24 protein-coding genes and 1 pseudogene are annotated in these 22,315 nt (G+C 68.9%); 11 read left to right on the forward strand and 14 right to left on the reverse strand.

Translation table 11 applies throughout. The features are described 5' to 3' along the window. Positions 1 to 2 precede the first annotated feature (2 nt). The 8 genes from OHT21_RS24005 to OHT21_RS24040 all read right to left on the reverse strand — a co-directional run bounded on the left by OHT21_RS24005 (position 3) and on the right by OHT21_RS24040 (position 6,316). Positions 3 to 686 (reverse strand): SAM-dependent methyltransferase, encoded by a 684-nt coding sequence (locus OHT21_RS24005; protein ID WP_328770407.1) that lies wholly within the window; start codon positions 684 to 686, stop codon positions 3 to 5. A 93-nt stretch (positions 687 to 779) separates the two neighbouring features. Further along, positions 780 to 2,564: a MarR family transcriptional regulator gene (locus OHT21_RS24010; protein WP_328770408.1), complete on the reverse strand. Its 1,785-nt coding sequence runs from the start codon at positions 2,562 to 2,564 to the stop codon at positions 780 to 782. 293 nt (positions 2,565 to 2,857) lie between these two features. Then, entirely contained in the window at positions 2,858 to 3,166 is a 309-nt protein-coding gene (locus OHT21_RS24015; RefSeq protein ID WP_328770409.1) for a hypothetical protein, read from the reverse strand. An 18-nt stretch (positions 3,167 to 3,184) separates the two neighbouring features. Further along, positions 3,185 to 3,526, reverse strand: a complete 342-nt coding sequence (locus OHT21_RS24020; RefSeq protein WP_328770410.1) for an RRQRL motif-containing zinc-binding protein — start codon at positions 3,524 to 3,526, stop codon at positions 3,185 to 3,187. Beyond that, complete coding sequence (locus OHT21_RS24025) at positions 3,526 to 4,536, reverse strand: DUF2637 domain-containing protein (protein WP_328770411.1); 1,011 nt, start codon at positions 4,534 to 4,536, stop codon at positions 3,526 to 3,528. The genes OHT21_RS24020 and OHT21_RS24025 overlap by 1 nt, the downstream gene beginning before the upstream one ends. After that, on the reverse strand, positions 4,533 to 4,829 hold the full coding sequence (locus OHT21_RS24030) for a DUF6303 family protein (protein WP_328770412.1): 297 nt from the start codon (positions 4,827 to 4,829) through the stop codon (positions 4,533 to 4,535). Before OHT21_RS24030 ends, OHT21_RS24025 begins: the two co-directional genes overlap by 4 nt. Beyond that, positions 4,826 to 5,083, reverse strand: coding sequence for a DUF6284 family protein (locus OHT21_RS24035; RefSeq protein ID WP_328770413.1), 258 nt, complete (start codon positions 5,081 to 5,083; stop codon positions 4,826 to 4,828). The genes OHT21_RS24030 and OHT21_RS24035 overlap by 4 nt, the downstream gene beginning before the upstream one ends. Before the next feature lie 516 nt (positions 5,084 to 5,599). Then, positions 5,600 to 6,316, reverse strand: coding sequence for a GntR family transcriptional regulator (locus tag OHT21_RS24040; protein ID WP_328770414.1), 717 nt, complete (start codon positions 6,314 to 6,316; stop codon positions 5,600 to 5,602). 56 nt (positions 6,317 to 6,372) lie between these two features. Here OHT21_RS24040 and OHT21_RS24045 point away from each other — a divergent pair, with 56 nt between their 5' ends. Both OHT21_RS24045 and OHT21_RS24050 read left to right on the forward strand, forming a co-directional pair. Then, positions 6,373 to 7,194, forward strand: a complete 822-nt coding sequence (locus OHT21_RS24045) for a class I SAM-dependent methyltransferase (RefSeq protein WP_328770415.1) — start codon at positions 6,373 to 6,375, stop codon at positions 7,192 to 7,194. A gap of 455 nt (positions 7,195 to 7,649) precedes the next feature. Continuing rightward, positions 7,650 to 8,465 (forward strand): hypothetical protein, encoded by an 816-nt coding sequence (locus OHT21_RS24050; protein ID WP_328770416.1) that lies wholly within the window; start codon positions 7,650 to 7,652, stop codon positions 8,463 to 8,465. 65 nt (positions 8,466 to 8,530) lie between these two features. Here the strand turns inward: OHT21_RS24050 and OHT21_RS24055 are convergent, their stop codons facing one another. Next, the gene (locus OHT21_RS24055) at positions 8,531 to 8,953 is read right to left on the reverse strand and encodes a site-specific integrase (protein ID WP_328774203.1); all 423 of its coding nucleotides are present in this window, start codon (positions 8,951 to 8,953) and stop codon (positions 8,531 to 8,533) included. Positions 8,954 to 9,012: 59 nt separating this feature from the next. Here OHT21_RS24055 and OHT21_RS24060 point away from each other — a divergent pair, with 59 nt between their 5' ends. Both OHT21_RS24060 and OHT21_RS24065 read left to right on the forward strand, forming a co-directional pair. Continuing rightward, positions 9,013 to 9,330 carry a DeoR family transcriptional regulator gene (locus OHT21_RS24060; RefSeq protein ID WP_328770417.1) on the forward strand — a complete coding sequence of 106 codons (318 nt, stop codon included), beginning with the start codon at positions 9,013 to 9,015 and terminating at the stop codon, positions 9,328 to 9,330. A gap of 159 nt (positions 9,331 to 9,489) precedes the next feature. Then, entirely contained in the window at positions 9,490 to 9,717 is a 228-nt protein-coding gene (locus tag OHT21_RS24065; RefSeq protein WP_245685417.1) for a hypothetical protein, read from the forward strand. 64 nt (positions 9,718 to 9,781) lie between these two features. Here the strand turns inward: OHT21_RS24065 and OHT21_RS24070 are convergent, their stop codons facing one another. From OHT21_RS24070 to OHT21_RS24080, 4 genes and pseudogenes are all read right to left on the reverse strand, one after another. After that, positions 9,782 to 10,042 carry a hypothetical protein gene (locus OHT21_RS24070; RefSeq protein ID WP_328770418.1) on the reverse strand — a complete coding sequence of 87 codons (261 nt, stop codon included), beginning with the start codon at positions 10,040 to 10,042 and terminating at the stop codon, positions 9,782 to 9,784. Between the two features lie 543 nt (positions 10,043 to 10,585). Next, on the reverse strand, positions 10,586 to 11,320 hold the full coding sequence (locus OHT21_RS24075) for a DUF4352 domain-containing protein (RefSeq protein WP_328770419.1): 735 nt from the start codon (positions 11,318 to 11,320) through the stop codon (positions 10,586 to 10,588). Between the two features lie 411 nt (positions 11,321 to 11,731). Next, positions 11,732 to 11,998 (reverse strand): annotated as a pseudogene (locus OHT21_RS44735) (helix-turn-helix domain-containing protein); the annotation flags it as partial. A 171-nt stretch (positions 11,999 to 12,169) separates the two neighbouring features. Further along, complete coding sequence (locus OHT21_RS24080; RefSeq protein ID WP_328770420.1) at positions 12,170 to 12,592, reverse strand: hypothetical protein; 423 nt, start codon at positions 12,590 to 12,592, stop codon at positions 12,170 to 12,172. A 162-nt stretch (positions 12,593 to 12,754) separates the two neighbouring features. On the opposite strand from OHT21_RS24080, the gene OHT21_RS24085 reads away from it, so the two are divergent. The 6 genes from OHT21_RS24085 to OHT21_RS24110 all read left to right on the forward strand — a co-directional run bounded on the left by OHT21_RS24085 (position 12,755) and on the right by OHT21_RS24110 (position 20,568). Beyond that, entirely contained in the window at positions 12,755 to 13,087 is a 333-nt protein-coding gene (locus OHT21_RS24085; RefSeq protein WP_328770421.1) for a GYD domain-containing protein, read from the forward strand. Positions 13,088 to 13,186: 99 nt separating this feature from the next. Next, the gene (locus OHT21_RS24090) at positions 13,187 to 14,080 is read left to right on the forward strand and encodes a DUF2797 domain-containing protein (RefSeq protein WP_328770422.1); all 894 of its coding nucleotides are present in this window, start codon (positions 13,187 to 13,189) and stop codon (positions 14,078 to 14,080) included. 407 nt (positions 14,081 to 14,487) lie between these two features. Beyond that, positions 14,488 to 15,228 carry a response regulator transcription factor gene (locus OHT21_RS24095; protein ID WP_328770423.1) on the forward strand — a complete coding sequence of 247 codons (741 nt, stop codon included), beginning with the start codon at positions 14,488 to 14,490 and terminating at the stop codon, positions 15,226 to 15,228. Continuing rightward, positions 15,225 to 16,838: a sensor histidine kinase gene (locus OHT21_RS24100; protein WP_328770424.1), complete on the forward strand. Its 1,614-nt coding sequence runs from the start codon at positions 15,225 to 15,227 to the stop codon at positions 16,836 to 16,838. Before OHT21_RS24095 ends, OHT21_RS24100 begins: the two co-directional genes overlap by 4 nt. Positions 16,839 to 16,864: 26 nt before the next feature. Next, on the forward strand, positions 16,865 to 18,367 hold the full coding sequence (locus OHT21_RS24105; RefSeq protein ID WP_328770425.1) for a glycosyltransferase: 1,503 nt from the start codon (positions 16,865 to 16,867) through the stop codon (positions 18,365 to 18,367). After that, positions 18,364 to 20,568: an ArnT family glycosyltransferase gene (locus OHT21_RS24110; RefSeq protein WP_328770426.1), complete on the forward strand. Its 2,205-nt coding sequence runs from the start codon at positions 18,364 to 18,366 to the stop codon at positions 20,566 to 20,568. Before OHT21_RS24105 ends, OHT21_RS24110 begins: the two co-directional genes overlap by 4 nt. Here the strand turns inward: OHT21_RS24110 and OHT21_RS24115 are convergent. Next, positions 20,541 to 20,717 carry a hypothetical protein gene (locus OHT21_RS24115; protein ID WP_328770427.1) on the reverse strand — a complete coding sequence of 59 codons (177 nt, stop codon included), beginning with the start codon at positions 20,715 to 20,717 and terminating at the stop codon, positions 20,541 to 20,543. The two genes, OHT21_RS24110 and OHT21_RS24115, sit on opposite strands and share 28 nt — an antisense overlap. On the opposite strand from OHT21_RS24115, the gene OHT21_RS24120 reads away from it, so the two are divergent. Continuing rightward, positions 20,716 to 22,296 (forward strand): MFS transporter, encoded by a 1,581-nt coding sequence (locus OHT21_RS24120; protein ID WP_328770428.1) that lies wholly within the window; start codon positions 20,716 to 20,718, stop codon positions 22,294 to 22,296. The two genes, OHT21_RS24115 and OHT21_RS24120, sit on opposite strands and share 2 nt — an antisense overlap. The last annotated feature ends 19 nt before the right edge of the window (positions 22,297 to 22,315 follow it).

The raw sequence follows: 22,315 nt of genomic DNA on the forward strand, positions 1-22,315 counted from the left end.
GTTCACGCGGCCACCTCCAGCGTGCGGGAGGCGAGGAAGGCGCGGCCGATGAACTCGCTGTAGGCGGGAGGGATGCACTCGCGGATGCCCTCGCGGGTCATCCAGGGCACGCCCATCACGCGGCGTGCGAGGGGGACGCCGGAGAAGTTGCCGACGAACTGCCCGTACCAGCCCGGCGGGACGGGGCGGCCCATCTTCGCCTGCGGCACCGTGTGCGCGGGGTGGTGAGGCTGCGGGAGGCTGAACCCGCCGGTTTCGAAGTACCGGTGCCGGTAGGTCTGAAGCCCGACCATTGCCCCGCACAGCATCACCGGAGTGCGGAGTTTCGGGAGTGCGCCGCGTACGTTCTCGATCACCCACGGGCGCCCGGTGGTTTCCAGGGCGGCGCGGGTGGGGTCGATCAGGTCGGGGTGGGCGTTGCCGTGCAGCCGCTGGCAGTCACTGTCCAACTGGCAGGGCGGGGAGGCGTGGATGAAGTCGAACTCGGCTCCGTGCTCGCGGATGAAGGCGACCGCGTCGCCCTGTACGAACCGGTAGGGGTAGAGGGGCTGGGGGTCGATGTCGATGCCGGTCACGTCGAATCCGGCGTCGGCGTAGCCCTTGCCCGCGCCGCCCTGGCGGCAGAACGCGTCCAGCAGACGTGGCCTTAAGCCGCGGGCTCGCCGGATGTCGGTGGGTTGGGTCATGCTGGGTGTCTCCAGTTCTCTTTGAGCGTGCTGGATTGGCGGCGGCCCCGGTTCTTGGCGGAAGGGGGCCGCCGTTGTCGTGCGTCGGGAATCTCAGGCGGCGGCGGTGTCGTCGTCGCGCGTGGCGGTGAGCTGTCCGTCGCGGGTGCGGGTGATGTGTCCGGTGCTGGTCAGGTGCTTGACCGCCTTGGACACGGCGCCCTTCGACAACCCGGTCTGCTCGGCCAAGTCCTTTTGCCTGACCGGCCCGTCAGCGGTCTCGACGGCCTTGAGGACGCGGGCCGCCGCGCTGTCCGAGGCGGGCGCCGTGGATGCGGCGGCGGTGTCCTTCACGAGCGTGAGGACGGGCGCCGTCGCGGTGGCGGGTGCCGTGGTGCGCGACCACGGCGTACGGTCGGGCAGCGCGATGACGACGGCCTTGTCCATGTAGCGGACGTTGACCGGGTCGGGCTTGCGCTTGCCGTCCCGGACCAACGCCACGCCGGGAACGGGGAGTTCGTCGGCGTTCCAGCCCTTGGCCTGCGCGTCCTCCCCGAGCACCACGCGGGCTTCGGCCGGCGTGCGCACCGAGAGGCAGATGGCGATGCCGATCTGCGGGGCGATCTGCTTGGGGATGCCGTCGCCGATGGTCGGCTTCTGGGTCATCCACCACAGGTCGATGCACGCCGCGCGGCCCATCCGCGCGATGGACTCCAGCCCCGGCAGAGCCGAGCGGTTCACGGTGCGGGTCTTGCCGTCGCTGCTCTCGGTCTCGTACGGGACCTTGTCGGCGGCCGTCATGACCTCGGCACCCTCGTCCACGACGACCGTGATGCGGGGCCGCTCCGCCGTGGGCGTCCAGGTGTCCTGGCCCTTGGGCAGCACGGCGAGCCGCTCCAGCATCTCCGTCTCCAGCTCATCCACCACGTCGACGACGTCGCGGGGAGTGGAGGCGACGCGGGCGCGGTGGTCCCACAACCGGCCCTCCACCCGCTTGAGGTCGATGATGACCAGCGCGTTCGCCTCTCCCTCGGAGGCGTCGAACAGCAGCGGGCGGGAGGCCACCGACTTCCCCGCGCCGGAACGTCCGGCGATCAGCAGCCGCTCCCCGAGTGGCACCGTGACCGCGTCGCCGGTCACCGTGTCGACGCCGAGCGAGCGCCGTTCGGGCGTCCACACCAGGTCGTCACCGTCGGCGGCGGAGCGGGTGCGCAGGATCAGTTCCGCCCACCCGCCGCGCTTGCCCGCCTTGATCTGCATGCGCAGGGTGGTGCGGGCCCCGAGCAGCGCCCGCACGTGCTCCTCAGCGCTCCGCAGCTTGCCCGGCGTCCACTGCCCGTCGAGCCGGACGGCGCACACGATGCCCGACTCGGTCAGCGTCGGCTGTCCGGTCAACGTGCCTGCAAGACCGCGCTGTTCGGCGTGCTCCTTCCAGTGCTGCGGCTGAAGTCGCTTGAGCAGCGCGGCCTCTTCCGCATTGGGCTTGAGCCCGTCATCGTGACGGCCTCGCACGATGGCCCACACGATCGCGGCCGTGATGGCGATCGCCACGGCGACGGCCGACCACAGCCACACCCGCACCGGCACGGCCGGCAGCCAGATGTATCCGGCGACGGCCGCACCGAGCGCGGTCTTGGACGCGAACAGCCACAGCGGGTCGGGCACCCGACGCTTGGCGGCGGCCACCTCCCGCTCCGCGCGGTGACGGAGCGGGGTGACGCCCTCGGGGTCGATGGCACGGGCGGTGGCGAGCGCACGCTTGGCGTCGCGCACGAGGGGCTTGCGCTCAGCGCGCAGAGAGCGGCGGCGGTCGGCTTCCTTGCGCCAGTGATCGGCCGTCCAGCGGGCGGCGGTTGCTGCGTACTGGCGGTGGGTCCGCCACACTTGGGAGTGGCTCACGGAGTCCTCTTTCCGGGTCGGTGAGTCGGACGGTGGCGGGCCCTGCACGGCCCGCTGCCGTCACGGTGAGTAGTGCGGTTTCCGGTTTCCTGGTTTCCTACGGGCGCTCCTACGCGTGCGCGCGCGAGAACGGAAACTTCCCTCACGGAGCGTCGCTACGGGGCTTGTTGCGGCCGAACAGGCTTCGGGGGGTTCCGACCCACACCGAAGGGGTGTCAGACGCCCTACGGGCCGCCTACGGCTTCCCGCCCGTTCCGGGTCGGGCGGGAAGCCGTAGGCGGATCATGCGGGGCTCAGTGCTTGGGGCGGGCGAGGCGGAGGGTGATGCCGCCGATGCCGAGCGGTCCGGCCACGCTGCCGATCGCGATCGCGGTGTGGGCGGCGAAGTCGAGCAGCGCGACGAACGCGGCCACGAGACCGAACACCCCCATGGCACCCGCGCCCGCGATGGCGAGGGGGAACAGGTAGTTGCGCAGCGGGCGCCCGCTCTGGTCGGTGGTGTGTACGACGATGACGACCGGTTGCCCGGTGGCTTCGGCGCGGCGGTAGGCGTCGGCGGGAATGTGCGGGGCGATGATCCCCGGCGGGTCACGGTGGGCCATCAGGGCTCTCCCTCGGGATCAATGGGGACTCACGCAGGGCACACAGGCCCCGAGCGAGGTGGGGATGACGTATCCGGCATCGCGCCGGCACTCGGGGCAGATCCGCCGGGCACGGTTGGCCCTGGCCAGCGCGGCCCACCGCCGGGGCGTCATCGGCCGGACGGGCTTGGCGTGCTCGATGCGGTAGAGGTAAGCGACCAGCGGGCCCCGCCGTCGGCGGGGACGCCGGAGTTCGGCGGCCACGTCCTGACCACCCGGACGCAGCCCCATCGCACGGAGCTGGCGGCGGGTGGCCAGACCGTCAGGAGCGAGCCGCCACCGGTACACAGGCAGCGAGCCACTGGCCGGCGCGGTGGTCATCAGCGGCCCATGCCGGCCAGATCGACCGGAACACCGTTGACGGGACCGCGCAGTTCGGCGTACCGGGAAGAGACCCAGCCCACCGACCAGCCGCACAACTCGGCTGCGGTCCGCACCGACATGCCCTCGGCATGCGCGGCGGCCACGATGGCGCGGGCATCGTCCTCGGGCAGCTTGTCCGTGGCGGGTCCGGCGGACAGCAGCGCGGCGCGTTCACGCGCGGCCCGCTCCTCCCGCTCCGCCCGTTCACGACGCTCACGCTCAAGGCGCTCGGCCCGCTCCCGCTCAGCGCGTTCGGCGGCCTCCCGCTCACGGCGTTCACGCTCCCGCTGATCGTGTTCACGCTCGCGCTCACGGCGTTCACGCTCGGCCCGCTCAGCTTGTTCGCGAGCCTGCTCGCGCTCGCGTTCCTCGCGCCGCGCGGCGGCCTCCCGCTCGGCCTGTTCACGGACCATGCGGGCTTCGTGCTCACGCTGTTCACGCGCCAGAGAGGCGGCGTGCTCGCGTTCCTCGCGGGCCCGCCGCGCGGCCTCTTCACGCCGCTCGGCCATGGCACGTTCGCGGGCTTCCCGCTCGGCCTGCTGCTTTTCCTCCAGCGCCACAACGGCGGCGGTGATCGCGCGCCGGTAGGCGAGCCCGGTCTCTGCCGTGACGATCAGCAGCAGCGGCGCGACCGCATGCACGGCCACGCCGACCAGGTCGTTCTTCAGTGCGGAGTCGGCGACGTTGAGGGCGAGCGTCATGCAGCCGGTCATCCACCGCAGCGCGATGGGCCACCGTCCGCCGTTGCCCCCGAGCCGGGCGAGCACCGCATCCAGCCGGACCACGATGACCACGGCCGCATCCACCACGAGCGGGAGGATGGGTGCGGTCCAGTCCCACTTGTCGGGGGTGTGCTCGGCCGCGAGCGGGGTGACGGTGAGGATCGAATAGAGCATCGCGCCCGCCACGATCAGCCACGTGCCGACGGACAAAGCGCGCTCGGCTGAACGGATCTGAACGGCGTTCATGCGCTCACCTCCGACCATGAACGGACCCGGATCGCGGCGATCAGTACGACCGGGGAGGCGGGGTCGTCGGGGTTCTCGCTGTCCTCGGTCCACGTCCACTCAGCGCCCGGTACCGGCTCGAAGCCGAGCACGCTGAGCGCGTTCGTACGGTCCGTGAACGTCGGCACCGTGTGCCCGAACCGGTGCTCCGGCCACGCGTCGGTGGTGTTCAGCAGGACCACGTACAGACGCCAGCGGCCCGCACGGACGGACATCTGCGCGGTGAACTCCCGCGCGGTCTTCTGCCCGCTCACGCCGCGCCGCCCCGGTGCGCGTCCGTGGCCTGGTTCGCCAGCGCGGTCAGCAGCCGGCGGCGGGCCCGGCGGATACGCCGGGTGTCCAGCTCCGTGGGGGTGCGGTCCATGGTGATGATCTGCGTGTCCAGCAGCTCGACGCCGGCCAGGATGACCGGCATCTCCTGCTCGATCGCGTCCAGCTCGGCGTTCGTCGGCTCCATGAAGTCGGCGAACGCGGTAACAGCGTCCTGAACAGTGACGATGGGGTTCATGGGTCGTGTGTCCTTCCACAGGTGAACGGCCCGAACAGCGGCCCCGGTGTTCGAGCACCGGGGCCGCGCGCCGTTGAAGTCGGTAGATCCGGCTCCCCTCAGCGCTGCTCGTACGAGACGAGCAGCGGAGGCAACCGACCGCAGCGGGATAACTGCGGTGGATTGAGCAGTGCGACTGTCCCCTTCAGGTCTGCCGCTCCCGTGTGAGGTAGAGCGGCCGTGCCTGGCGAAGGCGTATGGGGACGTGACCTTTCGGTCAAAGCCCTCCGGGACTGACAAGGGGCCCGGGACCCTCCCCCCGACCGACGCGGGGCTCCTGGCGCGGCACTGCCGACCCCTCCGGAATGCATCGGAGGGGCTTGCGGCCACATCTAAAGACTGGACCGGTGGACCGGTCCAGTCAAGTGTCAGAGATTGGGGTGGAGTTGGCGATTCATCATCACCGCAGCTCAAGAGGCATGGGCGGCATAAAAAATAGCTGGACCGGCGGACCGGTCCAGCTCGATTTAGGGTTCCCTACATGGCGTAGGTGTCCACCTGCTCGAAGAGCGAGGACGGGGTGACGCCTTCCTCGCAGACCAACGGACGACCGTCCTCGTCGTATGCCGTGTGGAGGAGCACCGCGACCGCAGTAGCTGGCGCTACCTGCAAGCGGTCCGCCTCTGTGTCCGTAGCGAGGCGAACGGTGGTGATGTCCACTCCCTCGACCGGGAACCGACCCGTCTGCCGACGGACGTAGCGTGTCGTGCCCTCGGCGATGGGGGCAGTGTCGGCGAGGCGAGGTGCTGCCTCCGCGATCTCTGGGGGGAACCACGCTTCCACGCAGCTATTCGGGGTTCCGTCTGGGAGCTGGAGGACGCGAATGCGTCGGAGTGCTGACACTCCGGGGGAGATCCCAAGCGTGTTGGCCACGCGGGTGGGGGGTTCTGCCCAGTCGGGCGTACCGATCCGCAGGAACGGCATTCCGCCCAAGATGCGCGCCGACCCGGCTCGGCGGGCGCCAGCGGGGCGCGCCACGGGTGTCTCCGTGACGACGAAACCGGTGCCCTGCTTGGCCACCACCACGCCGTCGTTGCGCAGCACGTCCACGGCCTTGATGGCGGTGGCCCGTGATACGTCCCACTGCTCGGCCAGGTCGCGGCCGGACGGGATGGTGGCACCAGGGGCGAACTCACCAGCGGCGATGCGGGCGCGCAGAGACTCAGCGATCTCTTCGTACTTCAGAACGGCCATGGCTTCCCCTACTCCGCGCGCTGGACTGGTCCACCGGTACACAGGATACTTCGGCCATGTCGAATCTCGAATTGGCTCCCTCCGTGATGCGGTTCTACGGCGAGACAGTGAACGAGGACAGCCGCCTGCGCAGCTCGGCAGACGGACGTATGGAGTTGGTCAGGACTCAAGAGCTTCTCCGACGCTTCTTGCCCCCCGCGCCGGCGCGCGTGCTCGACGTGGGAGGGGGGACCGGGGTTCACGCTGAATGGCTTGTGAAGGACGGCTACGAGGTCACGCTCGTGGACCCCGTGCCCCGTCATGTCGAGAGCGCGGCGGCCGTGTGCTCGGCGATCGTGGGAGACGCTCGCGATCTGCGTGAGCCGGACGACAGCTTCGACGTTGTGCAGCTCCTTGGCCCGCTGTACCACCTGCCCGACCTCGATGATCGGCGTAGGGCGTTGGCGGAAGCCCGCCGCGTGGTGAAGCCGGGCGGATTGGTTGCGGCGGCTGCAATCAACCGTTACGCGTCGCTCTTCGAGCACGTCACATACGCCCACCTGCACCGCGAACGGATTCGTGACTCCGTTTCCAAGATCCTTGAGACGGCCGTCTATGACGGTGTACGAGGGTTCACCTTGTCCTACTTCCACCGTGCTGAAGAGCTTGTGGCGGAGTTGGTGGCCTCCGGGTTGACGGACGTGCAGGTTTTCGGCATCGAGGGGCCCGCATGGTCGCTCGTGAAGGCGGCCGAGCAGCAGCCGGGCGAGGGGCCCACAGACGAGCTGATTGCCTCCGCCATGGAGGCGGCGCGCATGGCAGAGCCGTACCCGGAGTTGCTCGCTGCCAGTTCGCATCTCCTGGCCATGGGCAGGGCTCCCGCTGACATCAACGCCTGACATCAACGGTGGCGAACACTGACGGACAGAGGCAGCCGTTCCGTCTGCCGTCCGCGCCGCTGTAAGTACGCGGGAGAGGGCACACATCGTTCGCGCACCCGCCTACGGATCAGAAGGTTGCAGGTTCGAATCCTGCCGAGTGCACAGCAGGCCAGAGGCCCCGTGGAGGAATCCACGGGGCCTCTGGCTTTTGCGTTGACGGCAGTGTTTGACGGCAACCGTGGATCGCGCGGTGGCAGGGCAAGCGTGCAGATCGTCGTCTTTCGTCCCATCTGTTGCCATCACCGCACTCATTCCGATAGAACCCGATACGCGCGGATCATCACGCCCTGGCCGCTGCTGAAGGTGACGTGCGCACGCCGTCCTTCTGGTGGATGCCTCGGCTGGACGGCAGTCCCCGCACCCCCGGTGGGGCTCCCGGGGATCGATCGTGTGAACCAGGGGGGTATCACCGCATGGCAATGACTAGGGGTGAAAAGGGATGGTTCGTTGGCGTAAGCGCTTTGGCCGTGGTGTTGCTCCTACTGCTACTCAGCTCTTGTGGCGACGACTGTGAGGACGTGGCGTCGACGCCGAGTGCGACGGTCACTGTCACGGCCACTCCGAGCCCGGCTGGGAGCCAGGTCGGGAAGAGCGTCGACAGCGCCTTGGAACGAGCACGGCAGACCGGGCTGAGCGTTGCGGTCCACGACGCCAGTAACCGGGACGAGGCTCCAGGCGGAGAGTGGACGGTGTGCTTCGAGAAGGCGACCTTGAGCAAGGTCGCGTTCGCTGCCGTGCCAGACGGGGCACCGTGCCCGAAGAAGGACGGTCAACGCATTCCCTGGCCCAAGATGCCGAACGTGAAGGGCACGACGTACGCCAAGGCAGTGGAGAAGTTGGGGGATGCCGTCGGTGAGGTAGCCATCGAGGCCGCCTACGCGGATGAGGCGGCCTACGACACGAACAACGACGATGGTGACTACGCGAATTGGAATGTGTGCTTCCAGAGCGTCAAGGCGGGGACTGCCCTGCCGTATGAACCAGATGTCACCCTGCACGCCGTGGAGAACGGCGAGGCGTGTCCGTCATCGAAGGGGCTTTACAAGGACCCCACGAACGATCCGGACTACGTCGACCCCGATTATGTCGACCCCGACGACGGATGGTCTGAAGACGACGGCAGCAGTGGGGACAGCGGTAGCAGCGAGGAGGACTACTACCCCGGTGATAAGGGTGGATGCCCGCCTGGCGGTTGCTACAACCCGTGTCCGCCCGGGGGCTGCAGATAGGGCACAAGGGCACGCGCCAGTGTTGCTTTGGCTCGGGCCCTCATAGGCGGAGTGAGACCTCCGGCTCATTTCAGGGCGTCCCCGACGCGGTCGAACGCCAAGCGCTGGGAGCCCAGCCGCACGAACGTGTAGATGTCCATGGTCACGCGGATGGAGCCATGGCCCAGAACTTCCATGATCATTCTGGCGTCGGATCCCTGTTCGTGGAGCAGGGACGCGCAGGTGCGGCGCAGGTCATGAAAGCGGACCTTACGGACTCCCGCGCGGGCGCACAGCGTCTCGAAGGAACGGTTCAGGTTGCGCGGCTCGATGGGGGTCCCGTTCTTCGTGGTGAAGACGAGGCCCTGCCTCGTCCCCTTCCAGTTGGCACCGGCCGCCTTCCGGTCGGCGATCTGCTGCGCGCGCTGGGCACGGAGCGCGGTCACGTACTCGGCCGGCAGGGCCACGCGGCGAGCCGAGCGCTGCGTTTTCGGCGCGACGATCAGCAGTTCGCCGCCGACCCGCTGTAGAGCCTGGCGCGCAGATCGACAAGATTCGCAACCAGCACATGTCCATCACCTGGCGCAACTTCATCCACGAGCGGTTCCGCCACAGCACCGGCGAGACCGCTCGGCGCCGCAAGCTGGTGGCCCTGGCACTCGGCCCGGAGGACTGGACACCGGCGGCTGAGATCAGGCACCTGTCACCGAAGATCGCCGAGGCTTACGCTGGCCTGACCGCCAAGACCATCTCCCGCGACCTCAACGCTCTTGAGCAGTTGGGCCTCATCACTAGGACCAGGACGGGCGTACAGCCCGCGCTGGAGCAGTTGCGTAGCTTCATTCCACTGCGAGCGACCCGAACTGAACAACGAGCTGCACGCTAGGCACCATCCGCGCTATGAGGCCCCGTCTCTCCTTCGGATGGCCGACAGCCCGCGCAACGGCCGTCCGGCCCAGACACCACGGCGTCCCCTGCACGGTCATGACGGCCGTGCAGGGGGCGTCGTGCCATGCTGTGGCGGTTTCCGGATGGGGAGGATGCAATGGCAGATACGCCGTTGACGCACAAGCAGGCGCTCGCCGCGGTGATTCAGGCTCTGGGCGGTACGTGGGACACGCAGCGCGCCGTACTGGCTCTGCGCGTCGCCGGGTATGAGCCGGCGAGCGAAGAGGCCGCGGGCAAGGAAGCCCGTGGCAAGCTGCGCGAACTCGCCGACGACGGTGTCATCGTGAGACCGGACCCGGGCCAGGCCGTCTATCGGCTGGCGTGACTGCCGCAAGCTGAAGCCCCCTGCGTGACCCACGGGCCGTGCAGGGGGCTTCTCGTCGTTCGGCCTACGGCTGTGATGCCTTGGCCTTCAGTTTCTCGTCCATCCAGTTGTAGGCCGCGGCGCTGCCCTGCTTGCCGGGCGACAGCTTGAGGATCGCGTGGTCTTCAGGCTTGCCACTGAGGTACGCCTCGGTGAGGACGTACGGCGTGCCGTCAAGACGGAAACGAACGCTGCCGTCTGAGTAGGCACGGATGCGGATTTTGCGGCCGTCGGGGAGCTCGATCGGCTCGGGCGCGTACACGCACTCCACTGTCTCGTCAGCCATAACTGACCTCCTAGGGGTCGTAACAGGCCGTTCTCTGAGGACGCCGGACGGTACTCCTCGCCGCGATTCGAAGGCAACTGCAGTGGGCGGGGCGCTTCGTCATGTCTCAGCGCTCCCACGGGCGGCGAGGCTCCTCGGCATTCGAGGGCTCGCCTGCGCTGCGGGCACGGACGGCTAGGCGGTAGCAGGCTCGCGTGGCAAAGGCGAGTAGGACGATGACGGCGACCCGTAGCAGGGCATCAGCGATACCGCTGCTGATGGCGAAGCTGCTTCGGGCGCCTTCGATATCCGCGTTCTGCCAGGCCTGTATCCCTGCACCTATCGCACCGAGGTGACAAGGCCGAATGCGAAGGTCAGGACGGTCCAGGGCGCCGACTTCATGAGTGTCTCCGAGGGTGCGGCGGATGGTCGGACGGTAGCGCTCTAGCCGTGGTGGGGGTTTTCGTCATGCTCTGGGTTCAGCGCAGAGCATCGATGGCCTTCACGATCAGGGCTCGAGCCAGCCGGGCCCGTCAGTGATGCAACGGGGTGCCAGATCCCCCGTCAGGACACGTCGGCGCGTAGCGAGTCGCCGAGGAACCCATCGGTGTAGGTCACGTACTTGGCAGTGAACTTGCCTTTGCCGGTGACGACTCCGCTGATGTTCTCGCCGGGGGCCAGGTCCACGGCTTCGAGCTGGTTCTCGTCGGCCGCCAACTCGTGGGAGTGCTTTGTGCCCTTGCTGTCGGTGATCGCGAAGTACAGCGGGTTGACGCTGATCGTGTCGTCGCTGTCGTTCTTGATCGTCACCTTCACGCTGGTGTAGTTACTGCCCTCGGCCAGGATGCTCGGGGCGAATGCCGTCTTCGTCGCGGTGACCTTCACGGGCGACTCCGGGGCCGGCTCCTCGGTGGGCTCCTCCTTCTCTGCCTCGGCATCGGCCGCGGTGTCCTCCCCGGCGCCGTCGTCCGTGGCGGTGGGCTCGGCGCTGACCGTGCTGCCCTTGCTGCTGCTGTCGTCGGAGCCGCCGCCGAGGGCGGCGCTGAAGATGCCGATGATGACGAAGAGCGCGATGATCCCGGCGCATCCGAGGCCGACGATCTTTCCGGTGCTGCTCTTTTTCGGGGGCTGCGGCGGCGGTGGTGCGCCCCAGCCCGGCTGCGGCTGCTGCTGCGGCGCGCCCCACTGGGCTGGCTGCTGTTGCGGCGCGCCCCACTGGGCTGGCTGCTGTTGCGGTGTTCCCCAGCCCGGCTGTTGCGGTGGCCCGTATCCGGGGTCCTGTGGGTATTGCTGGCTCATGTGCCCCCCTTGTGCTGTGTTTCGTGAGATGGGGGACGTTATCCGATGTAGGCGATACGTGAAGAGGTGGGTTGTTTCTGTTATCAGTCCGAGTGCAAATGGTGAAGGCCTGTCCGGGTGGTGGGTCCACGGGGCGGGCTCTGCGTGCCGTGGCGGGTCAGCCCTCGTCGCGCGCCGAGTGGTCAGTCCCGAAGGCGCAGCCCGGCGCGCCTCACGTGCACTGCGCCTCAGCGCGGGGTCAGCCCTGCCGCCGACGCTGCGCCGACCACCCGAGGTCCCGCGGCCCCTGATGCGCCTCTGAGCAAGCCGGAACGCGGCCACCGACACCCCGTCAGCCAAGCCGTGGGCGGTGAGATGGCGGCTGATCGTCGCCCGTGACACGCGCAGGTGGTGATGCTGCTGCAGATGCCAGGCGATGGTTTCCGGCCCGGCATCCAGGCCCTGTTCGGTCAGCTCCTTGCGGATGCGGACGATCAGGTCGACCGTGTCCGGATCGAGCGCGGTCGGTGAGGTTTTGGGGCGCCTCGAGCGCGGCTCGAACGCCGCCTCGCCTTCGGCTCGGTAGCGGGCCACCAGACGGCTGATCCAGCCCTGTGACACCCCGTAGGCCCGCGCGAGCTCGCCCTGAGTGCGGCCTTCTACGACGACAGCAGTGATCACCAGACGCCTCTTCGACATCGCCAGACCATGGCCCCGAGGTCATGCCGATGTCTTGAGACATCCCATTCCGATGTCCTGAGCGAGGACACTGCCGAGTGCACACAGGTCAAAGGCCCCGGAGTAATCCGGGGCCTCTGGCGTTTTCGGGCCGTGCGGCAGCGAAGTAGAGCAACGGGCTGATGTCAGGCGTCAGCTGGGCAGGTAGTGAGCCGCAGGTGGGCTCTGCCGGTGATCAGTGATGGCGGCTGTGACGGCGGAAACGACGGCGGTTGCGGCGAGGGTGCCCATCATGATCAATCCGACGCCGACCGCGAAGAGGCCGCTGGTGTCGTCCGACCAGTCGTAGAAGGCGGCTGTGGTCAGGCCGGCCGTGGGGCCGAGCACAGCGCCGACGAAGTAGCGCCGGGACGCCGCCCAGTACACCGGCACCAGCAGAGTCAGCACCAGACCGATTACCTGCCAGGCCTCGTACGGGCCGGTCATCGTGCCGTCAGGCTGCACGTCGTACTGCTGGTCCCAGCCCAGCCAGGCAGCCCACATGGCCATCGAGGCCCCGGCCGTCGCGAGGATCGACAGCAGATGGAGAACGGGTTTCCGTGGTCCTTGGCTCATGTCCCAAGCGTTTCGGCTGACGCCGTCACCGGACAGAGCGTGAGTACTCAGCTTGGACTGAGTACTTCGGCGCGTCCGCGGCCGATCGTGGGATGCGCGGGGCGCCTGCGGCGGGATCTCTCCCCGCGGTGGCATCTCTTGAGGGGACGAAAGGGAGATGTGATGCCGCTCTATCTAACGAGGTTCAGCTACACGCCGGAGACCTGGGCGAGGCTGATCGGTCACCCGGAGGACCGCGCGCAGGCCGCTCAGCAGTACATCGAGTCCGTCGGCGGGAAGCTCCACGGTTTCTGGTACGCCTTCGGCACGCACGACGGCTACAACCTGTGGGAGGCCCCGGACAACGTGTCCATGGCCGCGGTGGCGCTGGCGATCAGCGGAGGGGGTGCGCTCAGCTCGTTCGAGACGACTGTCCTGCTGACCGTCGACGAAACGCTGGAGGCCCTGCGCGCTGCCGGGCAAATCCAGTACCGGGCTCCTGGCGCGTCCACATAGACGGCAGCCCTGGCCGCGACGACGGCACACACAGGTGGGGGTCCCCGGTGAATCGCCGGGGACCCCTCGTTGTCAGTGGTGGCCTTTACGCTTTTGGTGATGGCACGGGTGTGGAGATGTACGGGGCTGCGGTGGGGTGTCGGCGGGCCCGTGCTCGGGTGGGGTGAGGGGCGGAGCAGTGCGTTGGCGTGGGGGAAGCGGGTGGCGTTCGCGGTGGTCGACGGGAGTGTGCGGACGTGTGTGGGGGCGCGGGGGAACAGCTGCCCGGTGCGGGCTGTCGTGTCCGGGCGGAGTGTCGGGGCGCAGTGTGAGGAGTGTGCGCGGCTGGAGCGGGCGCACTCCGTTGCCGCCGATACCGTCGCCGATGATCCGCGGCCGTATCACGTGTATCTCGCGTGGTTCGGGAGCGGGATGGTCAAGGTCGGGATCACTGCTGTCGAGCGGGGAGAGGCGAGGCTGCTGGAGCAAGGGGCCGTTGTCTTCAGCTGGCTCGGGCGGGGGCCCCTGATGGCCGCCCGGCGGAGTGAGGAGTTGTTGCGTACGGCTTTGGGGGTGCCGGATCGGATCGCGTACGACGCCAAGCGGGCCGTACGCAGTGTGCTGCCGGAGGCGGCGGTGCGGGCGGGCGAGGTCGAGGCGCTGCATGCGAAGGCCGTGGGGCTCGGTGGGTGGCCGGAGGCTCTGGAGCGGATGCCGTTCGTGGCCGTCGATCATGCCGGGGCGTTCGGGCTCGACGGGTTGCCGCCGGCTGTGGGCGTGGTGAGTGAACTCGTGGCGGGAGGTGTCGTGAGAGGGGAGCTGGTGGCTGCTGCCGGGCCCGATCTGCATCTGGCCGGCGAGCGTGGGGTCGTCGTCCTGGATACGCGGCTGATGAAGGGGTGGGAGCTGAGTGCCGCCGGTGCCGCCGGTGAGGGTGAACCGGCCGGTGCGGTGACGGTGCCTGTGCGGGAGTTCGGGGGTCAGCGGAACGGTCTGCAGGACGGGCTCTTCTGACAGCCGCTGGAGGAACGGTGCTGGACGTGGTGCGAAGTGCGCGCCGAAAGTGGGGGAGATGAGCGATCAATCCGGTGCGCCTGTCGTCGCGCATGCAGCTGTCGGCGCGCACGAACCGTCGTACTACGCCGCCGTGTTCACCTCCGTGCGCACGGGGGCGAACAACGGGTAGGGCGAGACGGCCGAGCGGAGGACTCGGGCTCGGGGACGACTGGCTGAGGGCGCTCTGTTACGGGAACGGGGCGCGGCTCTTCGGGCTGTGAGCCTCGCTTCGTGCCCGACAGCCCGACGGCCCGGCGCCGGACAAGGGCTTCCCAGGCGTTCCCTGAGTGGCTCCTGTGTGTTTCTCAGGTAATTCACAGGTTCCCGCAAGGGTGTTCTCAGAGCCGCCCAGCAATGTGTCGGCTATGACCACGACCTCGCCCCAGGGGCGCACCGAACTGCTGAGGCCGGACGGGAGCCCCGTCCGCGTGCTTGTGGTGGACGACGAGCAGTCGATCACCGAGCTGTTGTCCATGGCCCTGCGTTACGAAGGCTGGCAGATCCGCAGCGCGGGTGACGGCACCGGGGCGGTGCAGACCGCCCGGGAGTTCCGGCCCGATGCCGTGGTGCTCGACATGATGCTGCCCGACATGGACGGGCTGGCTGTGCTGGGCCGCCTGCGCCGTGAGCTGCCCGACGTTCCCGTCCTCTTTCTGACGGCGAAGGACGCCGTCGAGGACCGTATCGCCGGGCTGACCGCGGGTGGCGACGACTACGTCACCAAGCCGTTCAGCCTGGAGGAAGTCGTCGCGCGGCTGCGCGGGCTGATCCGCCGCTCCGGTGCCGCCGACCGGCGCTCCGACTCCACGCTCGTCGTCGGCGATCTCATGCTGGACGAGGACAGCCATGAGGTGTCGCGGGCCGGGGACAACATCCACCTCACCGCCACCGAGTTCGAGCTGCTGCGTTTCCTCATGCGCAACCCGCGTCGGGTGCTCAGCAAGGCGCAGATCCTCGACCGTGTGTGGTCGTACGACTTCGGCGGCCAGGCCAACGTCGTCGAGCTGTACATCTCCTACCTGCGCCGGAAGATAGACGCCGGGCGGGAGCCGATGATCCACACGCGGCGCGGAGCCGGTTACCTGATCAAGCCCGCGGCGTCATGAGCGGACGACGACAGCTGCGGCAGCAGCGGGGCCGACAGCCTCGGACGCTGCGGACGCGGCTTGTCGTCGCGTCTGTGGCGCTGATCGCGGTGGTGTGTGCGGTGATCGGGACGGTGACCACCATCGCGCTCAGCTCCCATCTGTACGAGCAGCTCGACGGCTCGCTGAAAGAGTCAGCCATGCGGGCGGCCGGCCCTCCGAAGGAGGTCGCCGACCGGCTCGACCCCGACGACATCGGCAAGCCGAAGCCGACGCTGTCGGAGTTCGTCCAGCGGGAAGGCCCGCAGCCCAGCGGCGGTGGCACTGTCGCCGCGAAGCTCGAGGACGGCAGCATCACCGAAGCCAAGGCCGGCAAGAAGACCGAGGGCGAGAACGGGGTGACCGACGTCAGCCCCAAGTCGCTCACCGCGGCGCAGCAGGCCGCCCTCGAGGATGTGCCGCGGGATGACGAGCCGCACACCGTTGACCTTCCGGGCCTCGGCGAATACCGCGTCCGGTACCAGAGTGGTGTGGACGGCGACTTCTACGTGGGCCTGTCCACCAAGGACGTCTCAGAGACCCTCAACACCCTCATCATCGTCGAGCTCAGCGTCACCGCCGCCGGCCTGGTCGCCGCCTCCCTGGCCGGCGCCACCATCGTGAGCGTCGCCCTCCGCCCCCTCCGCCGAGTAGCCGCCACCGCCACCCGAGTCTCCGAACTCCCCCTCCACAGCGGCGAGGTGACCCTCAACGAGCGCGTCCCCGAGTCCGAGACCGACCCCCATACGGAGGTCGGACAGGTCGGCGCCGCCCTCAACCGCATGCTCGACCACGTCCACGGCGCGCTGCACGCGCGCCAGGAGAGCGAGACACGCGTACGGCAGTTCGTCGCGGACGCCAGCCATGAGCTGCGTACGCCCCTCGCGTCCATCCGTGGATACGCCGAACTCACCCGGCGCGGAAGGGAAGAGACCGGGCCCGACACCCGGCACGCGCTCGGCCGGATCGAGTCCGAGGCCGGGCGGATGACCGGGCTCGTCGAGGACCTGCTGCTGCTCGCGCGGCTCGACGCCGGGCGCCCCCTCTCCTACGAGCACACCGACCTGTCCCCGCTGGTCGTGGACGCCGTGAGCGATGCGCGCGCGGCCGGGCGCGAGCACAACTGGCGGCTCGAGCTGCCGGACGAACCCGCGCTCGTGCAGGCCGACGCCGCCCGTATCCAGCAGGTCATGGTGAACCTGTTCGCGAACGCCCGTACGCACACCCCGCCCGGCACCACGGTGACGGCACGCGTGCACCGGCGGGGCTCCTGGGTGTGTCTGGACGTGCAGGACGACGGGCCCGGCATTCCACCGGATTTGCTGCCGCGTGTCTTCGAACGGTTCGCGCGGGGCGACTCGTCGCGCTCGCGTGCCTCCGGGTCCACGGGTCTCGGGCTCGCCATCGTGCAGGCCGTCGTGGCCGCGCACGACGGTGCGGTGACGGTCGACAGCGTGCCCGGGCGGACCGTCTTTACCGTGCATCTGCCCGCGGTGGCACCGGAATTGGCCTCTTCTCATGAGGCCTTCATTTCGGAAACAAGCTCGCAAACGTACTCACAGGCACACCACAGCACCACCACACGGGTGTAACAGGGCACTTGACGACAGTCGTCGTCATGCGAACCGAACCTTCTCCCGGCTCCCTGCCGGCGCGGGAGCACCTCCCGGCCGGGAATGCCGGAACGCCTGTCCTGGACGTAGTGATCCCCGTCTACAACGAGGAGAAGGACCTCCAGCCGTGCGTGCGCCGACTGCACGAGCATCTCGCGCGCACCTTCCCGTACTCGTTCCGCATCACCATCGCGGACAACGCCTCGACGGACGCCACCCCGCTGGTGGCGGCGCGGCTGGAGGCGGAGATCGGGGAGGTCAGGTCCTTCCGCCTGGAGCAGAAGGGCCGCGGCCGGGCCCTGCGGACCGTGTGGTCCGCCTCGGACGCCCCCGTCCTCGCCTATATGGACGTCGACCTCTCCACCGACCTCAACGCACTGCTCCCGCTGGTGGCCCCGCTGATCTCGGGCCACTCCGACCTCGCGATCGGCTCGCGCCTGGCCCGCTCCTCGCGGGTGGTGCGCGGTGCCAAGCGGGAGTTCATATCCCGTACGTACAACCTGATCCTGCGGGGCTCGCTGCAGGCCCGCTTCTCCGACGCCCAGTGCGGCTTCAAGGCGATCCGGCGGGAAGTGGCTCACGTGCTGCTGCCGCTTGTCGAGGACACCGGCTGGTTCTTCGACACCGAGATGCTGGTCCTGGCCGAACGGGCCGGACTGCGCATCCACGAGGTGCCGGTCGACTGGGTCGACGACCCCGATTCGACCGTGCACCTCGTGAAGACCGCGACCGACGATCTGTTGGGCGTGTGGCGCGTGGGTCGCGCCCTCGCCACCGGATCGCTGCCGCTCGACCGGCTCGCCCGGCCGTTCGGTGACGATCCGCGCGACCGCGAACTGACCGGCGTACCCACGGGACTCGCCCGGCAACTCGTCGGGTTCTGCGTCGTGGGTGCTCTGTCCACACTGTTCTATCTGCTGCTCTACAGCGGCTTCCGTACGTTCACGGGGTCGCAGTTCGCCAACGCGCTGGCCCTGCTGGTCTCGGCGGTCGCCAACACGGCGGCCAACCGGCGCCTCACCTTCGGCGTCCGCGGCCGCGAGCGGGCGATGCAGCACCAGGCGCAGGGCCTGGTCGTCTTCGGCATCGGCCTCGCCCTGACCAGTGGCTCGCTCGCCGCCCTGAACGCGGCGACGACCGACCCCGCGCACTCCACCGAACTGGCGGTGCTGATCGCCGCCAACCTCGCGGCGACGGTGCTGCGGTTCCTGCTCTTCCGGGCGTGGGTGTTCCCGGACCGGGGCGACGACTCGGCGTCAACGGTCGTGGCCTCGCACAACCCGGCCCCGCCCGTCTACGCGACGGCGACTCACTCTCCGTACGACAACTCTCCGTACGACAACTCTCCGTACGACAACTCTCCGTACGACAACTCTCCGTACGACAACTCTCCGTACGACAACTCTCCGTACGGCAGCGCTCCGTACGACAACCGAACCTGGGGGGACGCGACCATGCAGATGCAGCCGGTGCGCCCGAACGATCACGATCCGAGGGACGCACGATGACGACTACTCAGCCAACTGCCGTCCAGGAGACGGTTGTTCCAGCGGAGCCCATCGCGGCCCCCGAGGACGGCAGCCCCAAGCAGCCCTTCGTACGCCGCCTGTGGCGCGGGCGGCCCGAGGACCACCGCTGGGTACGGCCCGCGTTCCTCGGTACGCTGCTGCTGATCGGCGCGCTCTACACCTGGAACCTCACGGCCTCCGGGTACGCCAACTCCTTCTACTCCGCGGCCGTTCAGGCGGGCAGCCAGTCGTGGAAGGCGTTCTTCTTCGGCTCGCTCGACTCGGCGAACGCCATCACCGTCGACAAGCCCCCGGCCTCCCTGTGGCCGATGGCGCTGTCGGTGCGGCTGCTCGGTCTGAATTCCTTCGCGATCCTGTTCCCGCAGGTGCTCATGGCCGTCGCCACGGCGGGTGTGCTGTACGGGGCCGTGCGCCGGCGGTTCAACGCCGCGGCCGGCTTGATCACCATGGCGGTCTTCGCGCTCACGCCCGTCGCCGCGCTGATGTTCCGCTTCAACAACCCGGACGCGATGCTCGCGCTGCTGATGGCCGTCACGGTCTACTGCGTGCTGCGCGCCATGGAGAAGGCTCAGACGAAGTGGCTGGTGTGGGCGGGTGCCGCGGTCGGCCTCGCCTTCCTGGTGAAGACCCTCCAGGCCTTCCTGATCCTCCCGCCGCTCGCGCTGATCTACGTACTCTTCGCGCCGACGACCCTGCGCAGGCGCATCGGCCAGGTCCTTCTCGCGGGGCTTTCGATGGTCGTCGCGGGCGGCTGGTGGGTCGCGATCGTCGAGCTGTGGCCGGCCTCCTCGCGCCCGTACATCGGCGGCTCGCAGAACAACTCCTTCCTTGAACTGACCTTCGGCTACAACGGACTCGGCCGCATCAACGGCGAGGAGACCGGCAGCGTCGGCGGCGGTGGCAGGAGTGGTGGCTGGGGCGAGACCGGCTGGGACCGCATGTTCAGTTCGAACATCGGCGGTCAGATCTCCTGGCTGATCCCGGCGGCGCTGATCTTGTGCGTCGCGGCGGTGTTTCTGCTGCGCAGGGCAGGGCGTACGGACACGGCCCGTGCCGCGTTCCTCGCCTGGGGCGGCTCGCTGCTGATCACCATGGTGATCTTCAGCTTCATGCAGGGCATCTTCCACGAGTACTACACCGTCGCCCTGGCCCCCTACATCGCGCCGTTGATCGGTATGGGCGCGGTCGTGCTCTGGGAGGAGCGGGGCCGGATGTGGGCCTCGCTCACCCTGGCGGGCGTGATGACGGCGACGGCGGTGTGGGGGTACGTCCTCCTCAACCGTTCCTCCGATTACCTGCCGTGGCTGAAGTGGCTGGTCCTGGTCGGGGGCTTGGCCGCCGCGCTCGGTCTGATCTTCGTGAACAAGCTCGGTCGTCGACTGGCCATGGGGGTGGTCGGGTTGAGCTTCGTCACCGCGCTGGCCGGTCCGACGGCGTATACGCTCGCCACGCTGAACGAGGCCCACACCGGCTCGATCGTCACGGCCGGTCCGGCGGTCGCGGGTGGCCGTGGCGGCCCCGGTGGCGGTGGCGGTATGGGTGGCGGTCCCGGTGGCACGGGTGGCGGTCCCGGCGGGATGCCCGGCCAGAACCAGCAGAACGGCAACGGGCAGACACAGCAGAACGGCAATGGGCAGACACAGCAGAACGGAAATGGGCGGACGGGCCAGCCTCCGGCCGGCGCTGTGCCCGGCGGCGGCCAGAACCAGCAGGGGCAGCAGAACGGCAACACCCAGGGCCAGCAGCAGGGTGTCACGCCCGGCGCCCAGGGCGACGGCCGAGGTACGGGCGCCGGCGGTGGCCGCATGGGCGGTCTGCTCAACGGTGCGACCGTCGGCGACGAGGCCAAGGAGCTGCTGGAGGCGAACTCCGGTGACTACACCTGGGTCGCGGCGGCCATCGGCGCCCAGAACGCCGCGAGTTACCAGCTCGCCACCGGCGACCCGGTGATGGCGATCGGCGGCTTCAACGGCAGCGACCCGTCGCCGACACTGGCCGAGTTCAAGCAGTACGTGGCGGACGGCAAGATCCACTACTTCATCGCGGGCGGCGGCATGGGCGGCGGCGGCAACGACAGCTCCGGCACCGCGTCCCAGATCAGCGAGTGGGTGCAGGAGAACTTCAAGGAGGTGACGGTGGGTTCGTCCACGTTCTACGACCTGACGCAGTCGACGAGCTGACGGTTTCTGCTGGCGGGCGGTGGCCCGGGGTGCGTACGCGCCTCGGGCCACCGCCGTTGTCGTACGACGCCGGTGAGCGCGACGCCTTTGTCGTACAGCCGGAAACCGCGTTGTACGCCGTATAGGAACTGTTCTACGGTGTACAGCATGACCACGTCTCCCCAGGAACAAGCCAAGGAACAAGCCCAGGAGCAAGGGCAGGCGCAGCCCCAGGGCCACCCCCAGCGCTGGCTGATCCTCGGTGTGATCATGCTCGCGCAGCTCACCGTGCTCCTCGACAACACCGTTCTGAACGTCGCGATCCCGTCCCTCACGGACGAGTTGGGCGCGAGCACCGCGGACATCCAGTGGATGATCAACGCGTACTCGCTCGTGCAGTCGGGGCTGCTGCTCACGGCGGGCAGCGCGGCCGACCGTTACGGCCGCAGGAAGATGCTGGCCGCGGGCCTCGTGCTCTTCGGCGCGGGCTCGCTCTGGGCGGCCTTCGCGCAGTCGTCCACACAGCTCATCGCCGCCCGCGCGGGCATGGGCGTCGGCGGAGCGCTGCTGATCACCACGACGCTCGCCGTCGTCGTGCAGATCTTCGACGACACCGAGCGTGTGAAGGCGATCGGTATCTGGTCGACCGTCAACTCCCTCGGTTTCGCGGCCGGTCCGCTGCTCGGCGGTTTCATGCTGAACCACTTCTGGTGGGGCTCGCTCTTCCTGATCAACATCCCCGTCGCGCTCATCGGCCTCGCCGCCGTCATCAAGCTGGTGCCCGAGTCCAAGAACCCGCAGGGCGACCGCCCCGACCTGCTGGGCGCGCTGCTCTCGACGATCGGTATGGCCTCGGTGGTCTACGCGATCATCTCCGGCCCCGAGCATGGGTGGACGTCGGCGCAGGTCCTGGTGGCCGCGGCCGTCGGCGTACTGGTCCTCGGAGCGTTCACGCTCTGGGAGCTGCACGTCCCGTACCCGATGCTGGACATGCACTTCTTCCGCAACCAGCGCTTCATCGGCGCCGTGGCGGGCGCGATCCTGGTCGCCTTCGGCATGGGCGGTTCCCTCTTCTTGCTCACCCAGCATCTCCAATTCGTCCTCGGTTACGGGCCGTTGGAGGCGGGCCTGCGGCTGGCACCGCTCGCGGTGACCGTCGTGGCGCTGAACCTCACGGGCGTCGGTGCGAAGGTGCATGCGGTGCTCGGCACGCCCGCGACCATCGCGGCCGGTATGAGCATGCTCGCCTCCGGCCTCGCGGTGATCGCGCTGCTCGGCGGCGACAACTACGGCGGCATGCTGGCGGGACTCGTCATCATGGGCGCGGGCATCGCGTTCGCCATGCCCGCCATGGCGAACGCGATCATGAGCGCCATCCCGCCGGAGAAGGCGGGCGTGGGCGCGGGCATCAACGGCACGCTCGCCGAGTTCGGCAACGGCCTCGGTGTCGCGGTCCTCGGCGCCGTCCTCAACGCCCGTTTCGCCGCGCTGATCCTCCCGGTCGCTGCGGCCTCGCTGCCGGCCGCGCTCGCCTCGGCGGAGTCGGCTGGGGAGCGGGCGCGGATCATGGATGCGTTCTCCTCCGGTCTTGAGACCAGTCAGCTGGTGGGGGCCGCTGCGGTGCTCGTTGGAGGGCTGCTGGCGGCGGAGTTGTTGCGGCGGGCTGAGCGGGCGGATTCCGCGGGTTCTGTGGGTTCCGCGGAATCGGTGGAGGCCGAGGAGTCCGTGGACTCGGCGGAGTCTGCGTAACGATGTCTCGTAGAGGCAC

This window comes from Streptomyces sp. NBC_00286 (assembly GCF_036173125.1).
In the GTDB taxonomy this organism is placed as follows: Bacteria; Actinomycetota; Actinomycetes; order Streptomycetales; family Streptomycetaceae; genus Streptomyces.

Coding starts and splice junctions, on each gene's coding strand:
- OHT21_RS24005 (WP_328770407.1), bottom strand. CDS start 686: ATGACCCAACCCACCGACATCCGGCGAGCCCGCGGCTTAAGGCCACGT.
- OHT21_RS24015 (WP_328770409.1), bottom strand. CDS start 3,166: ATGGCCCACCGTGACCCGCCGGGGATCATCGCCCCGCACATTCCCGCC.
- OHT21_RS24020 (WP_328770410.1), bottom strand. CDS start 3,526: ATGACCACCGCGCCGGCCAGTGGCTCGCTGCCTGTGTACCGGTGGCGG.
- OHT21_RS24025 (WP_328770411.1), bottom strand. CDS start 4,536: ATGAACGCCGTTCAGATCCGTTCAGCCGAGCGCGCTTTGTCCGTCGGC.
- OHT21_RS24035 (WP_328770413.1), bottom strand. CDS start 5,083: ATGAACCCCATCGTCACTGTTCAGGACGCTGTTACCGCGTTCGCCGAC.
- OHT21_RS24040 (WP_328770414.1), bottom strand. CDS start 6,316: ATGGCCGTTCTGAAGTACGAAGAGATCGCTGAGTCTCTGCGCGCCCGC.
- OHT21_RS24045 (WP_328770415.1), top strand. CDS start 6,373: ATGTCGAATCTCGAATTGGCTCCCTCCGTGATGCGGTTCTACGGCGAG.
- OHT21_RS24050 (WP_328770416.1), top strand. CDS start 7,650: ATGGCAATGACTAGGGGTGAAAAGGGATGGTTCGTTGGCGTAAGCGCT.
- OHT21_RS24060 (WP_328770417.1), top strand. CDS start 9,013: ATGTCCATCACCTGGCGCAACTTCATCCACGAGCGGTTCCGCCACAGC.
- OHT21_RS24065 (WP_245685417.1), top strand. CDS start 9,490: ATGGCAGATACGCCGTTGACGCACAAGCAGGCGCTCGCCGCGGTGATT.
- OHT21_RS24070 (WP_328770418.1), bottom strand. CDS start 10,042: ATGGCTGACGAGACAGTGGAGTGCGTGTACGCGCCCGAGCCGATCGAG.
- OHT21_RS24075 (WP_328770419.1), bottom strand. CDS start 11,320: ATGAGCCAGCAATACCCACAGGACCCCGGATACGGGCCACCGCAACAG.
- OHT21_RS24080 (WP_328770420.1), bottom strand. CDS start 12,592: ATGAGCCAAGGACCACGGAAACCCGTTCTCCATCTGCTGTCGATCCTC.
- OHT21_RS24085 (WP_328770421.1), top strand. CDS start 12,755: ATGCCGCTCTATCTAACGAGGTTCAGCTACACGCCGGAGACCTGGGCG.
- OHT21_RS24090 (WP_328770422.1), top strand. CDS start 13,187: ATGGCACGGGTGTGGAGATGTACGGGGCTGCGGTGGGGTGTCGGCGGG.
- OHT21_RS24095 (WP_328770423.1), top strand. CDS start 14,488: ATGACCACGACCTCGCCCCAGGGGCGCACCGAACTGCTGAGGCCGGAC.
- OHT21_RS24100 (WP_328770424.1), top strand. CDS start 15,225: ATGAGCGGACGACGACAGCTGCGGCAGCAGCGGGGCCGACAGCCTCGG.
- OHT21_RS24105 (WP_328770425.1), top strand. CDS start 16,865: ATGCGAACCGAACCTTCTCCCGGCTCCCTGCCGGCGCGGGAGCACCTC.
- OHT21_RS24110 (WP_328770426.1), top strand. CDS start 18,364: ATGACGACTACTCAGCCAACTGCCGTCCAGGAGACGGTTGTTCCAGCG.
- OHT21_RS24120 (WP_328770428.1), top strand. CDS start 20,716: ATGACCACGTCTCCCCAGGAACAAGCCAAGGAACAAGCCCAGGAGCAA.
- OHT21_RS24115 (WP_328770427.1), bottom strand. CDS start 20,717: ATGCTGTACACCGTAGAACAGTTCCTATACGGCGTACAACGCGGTTTC.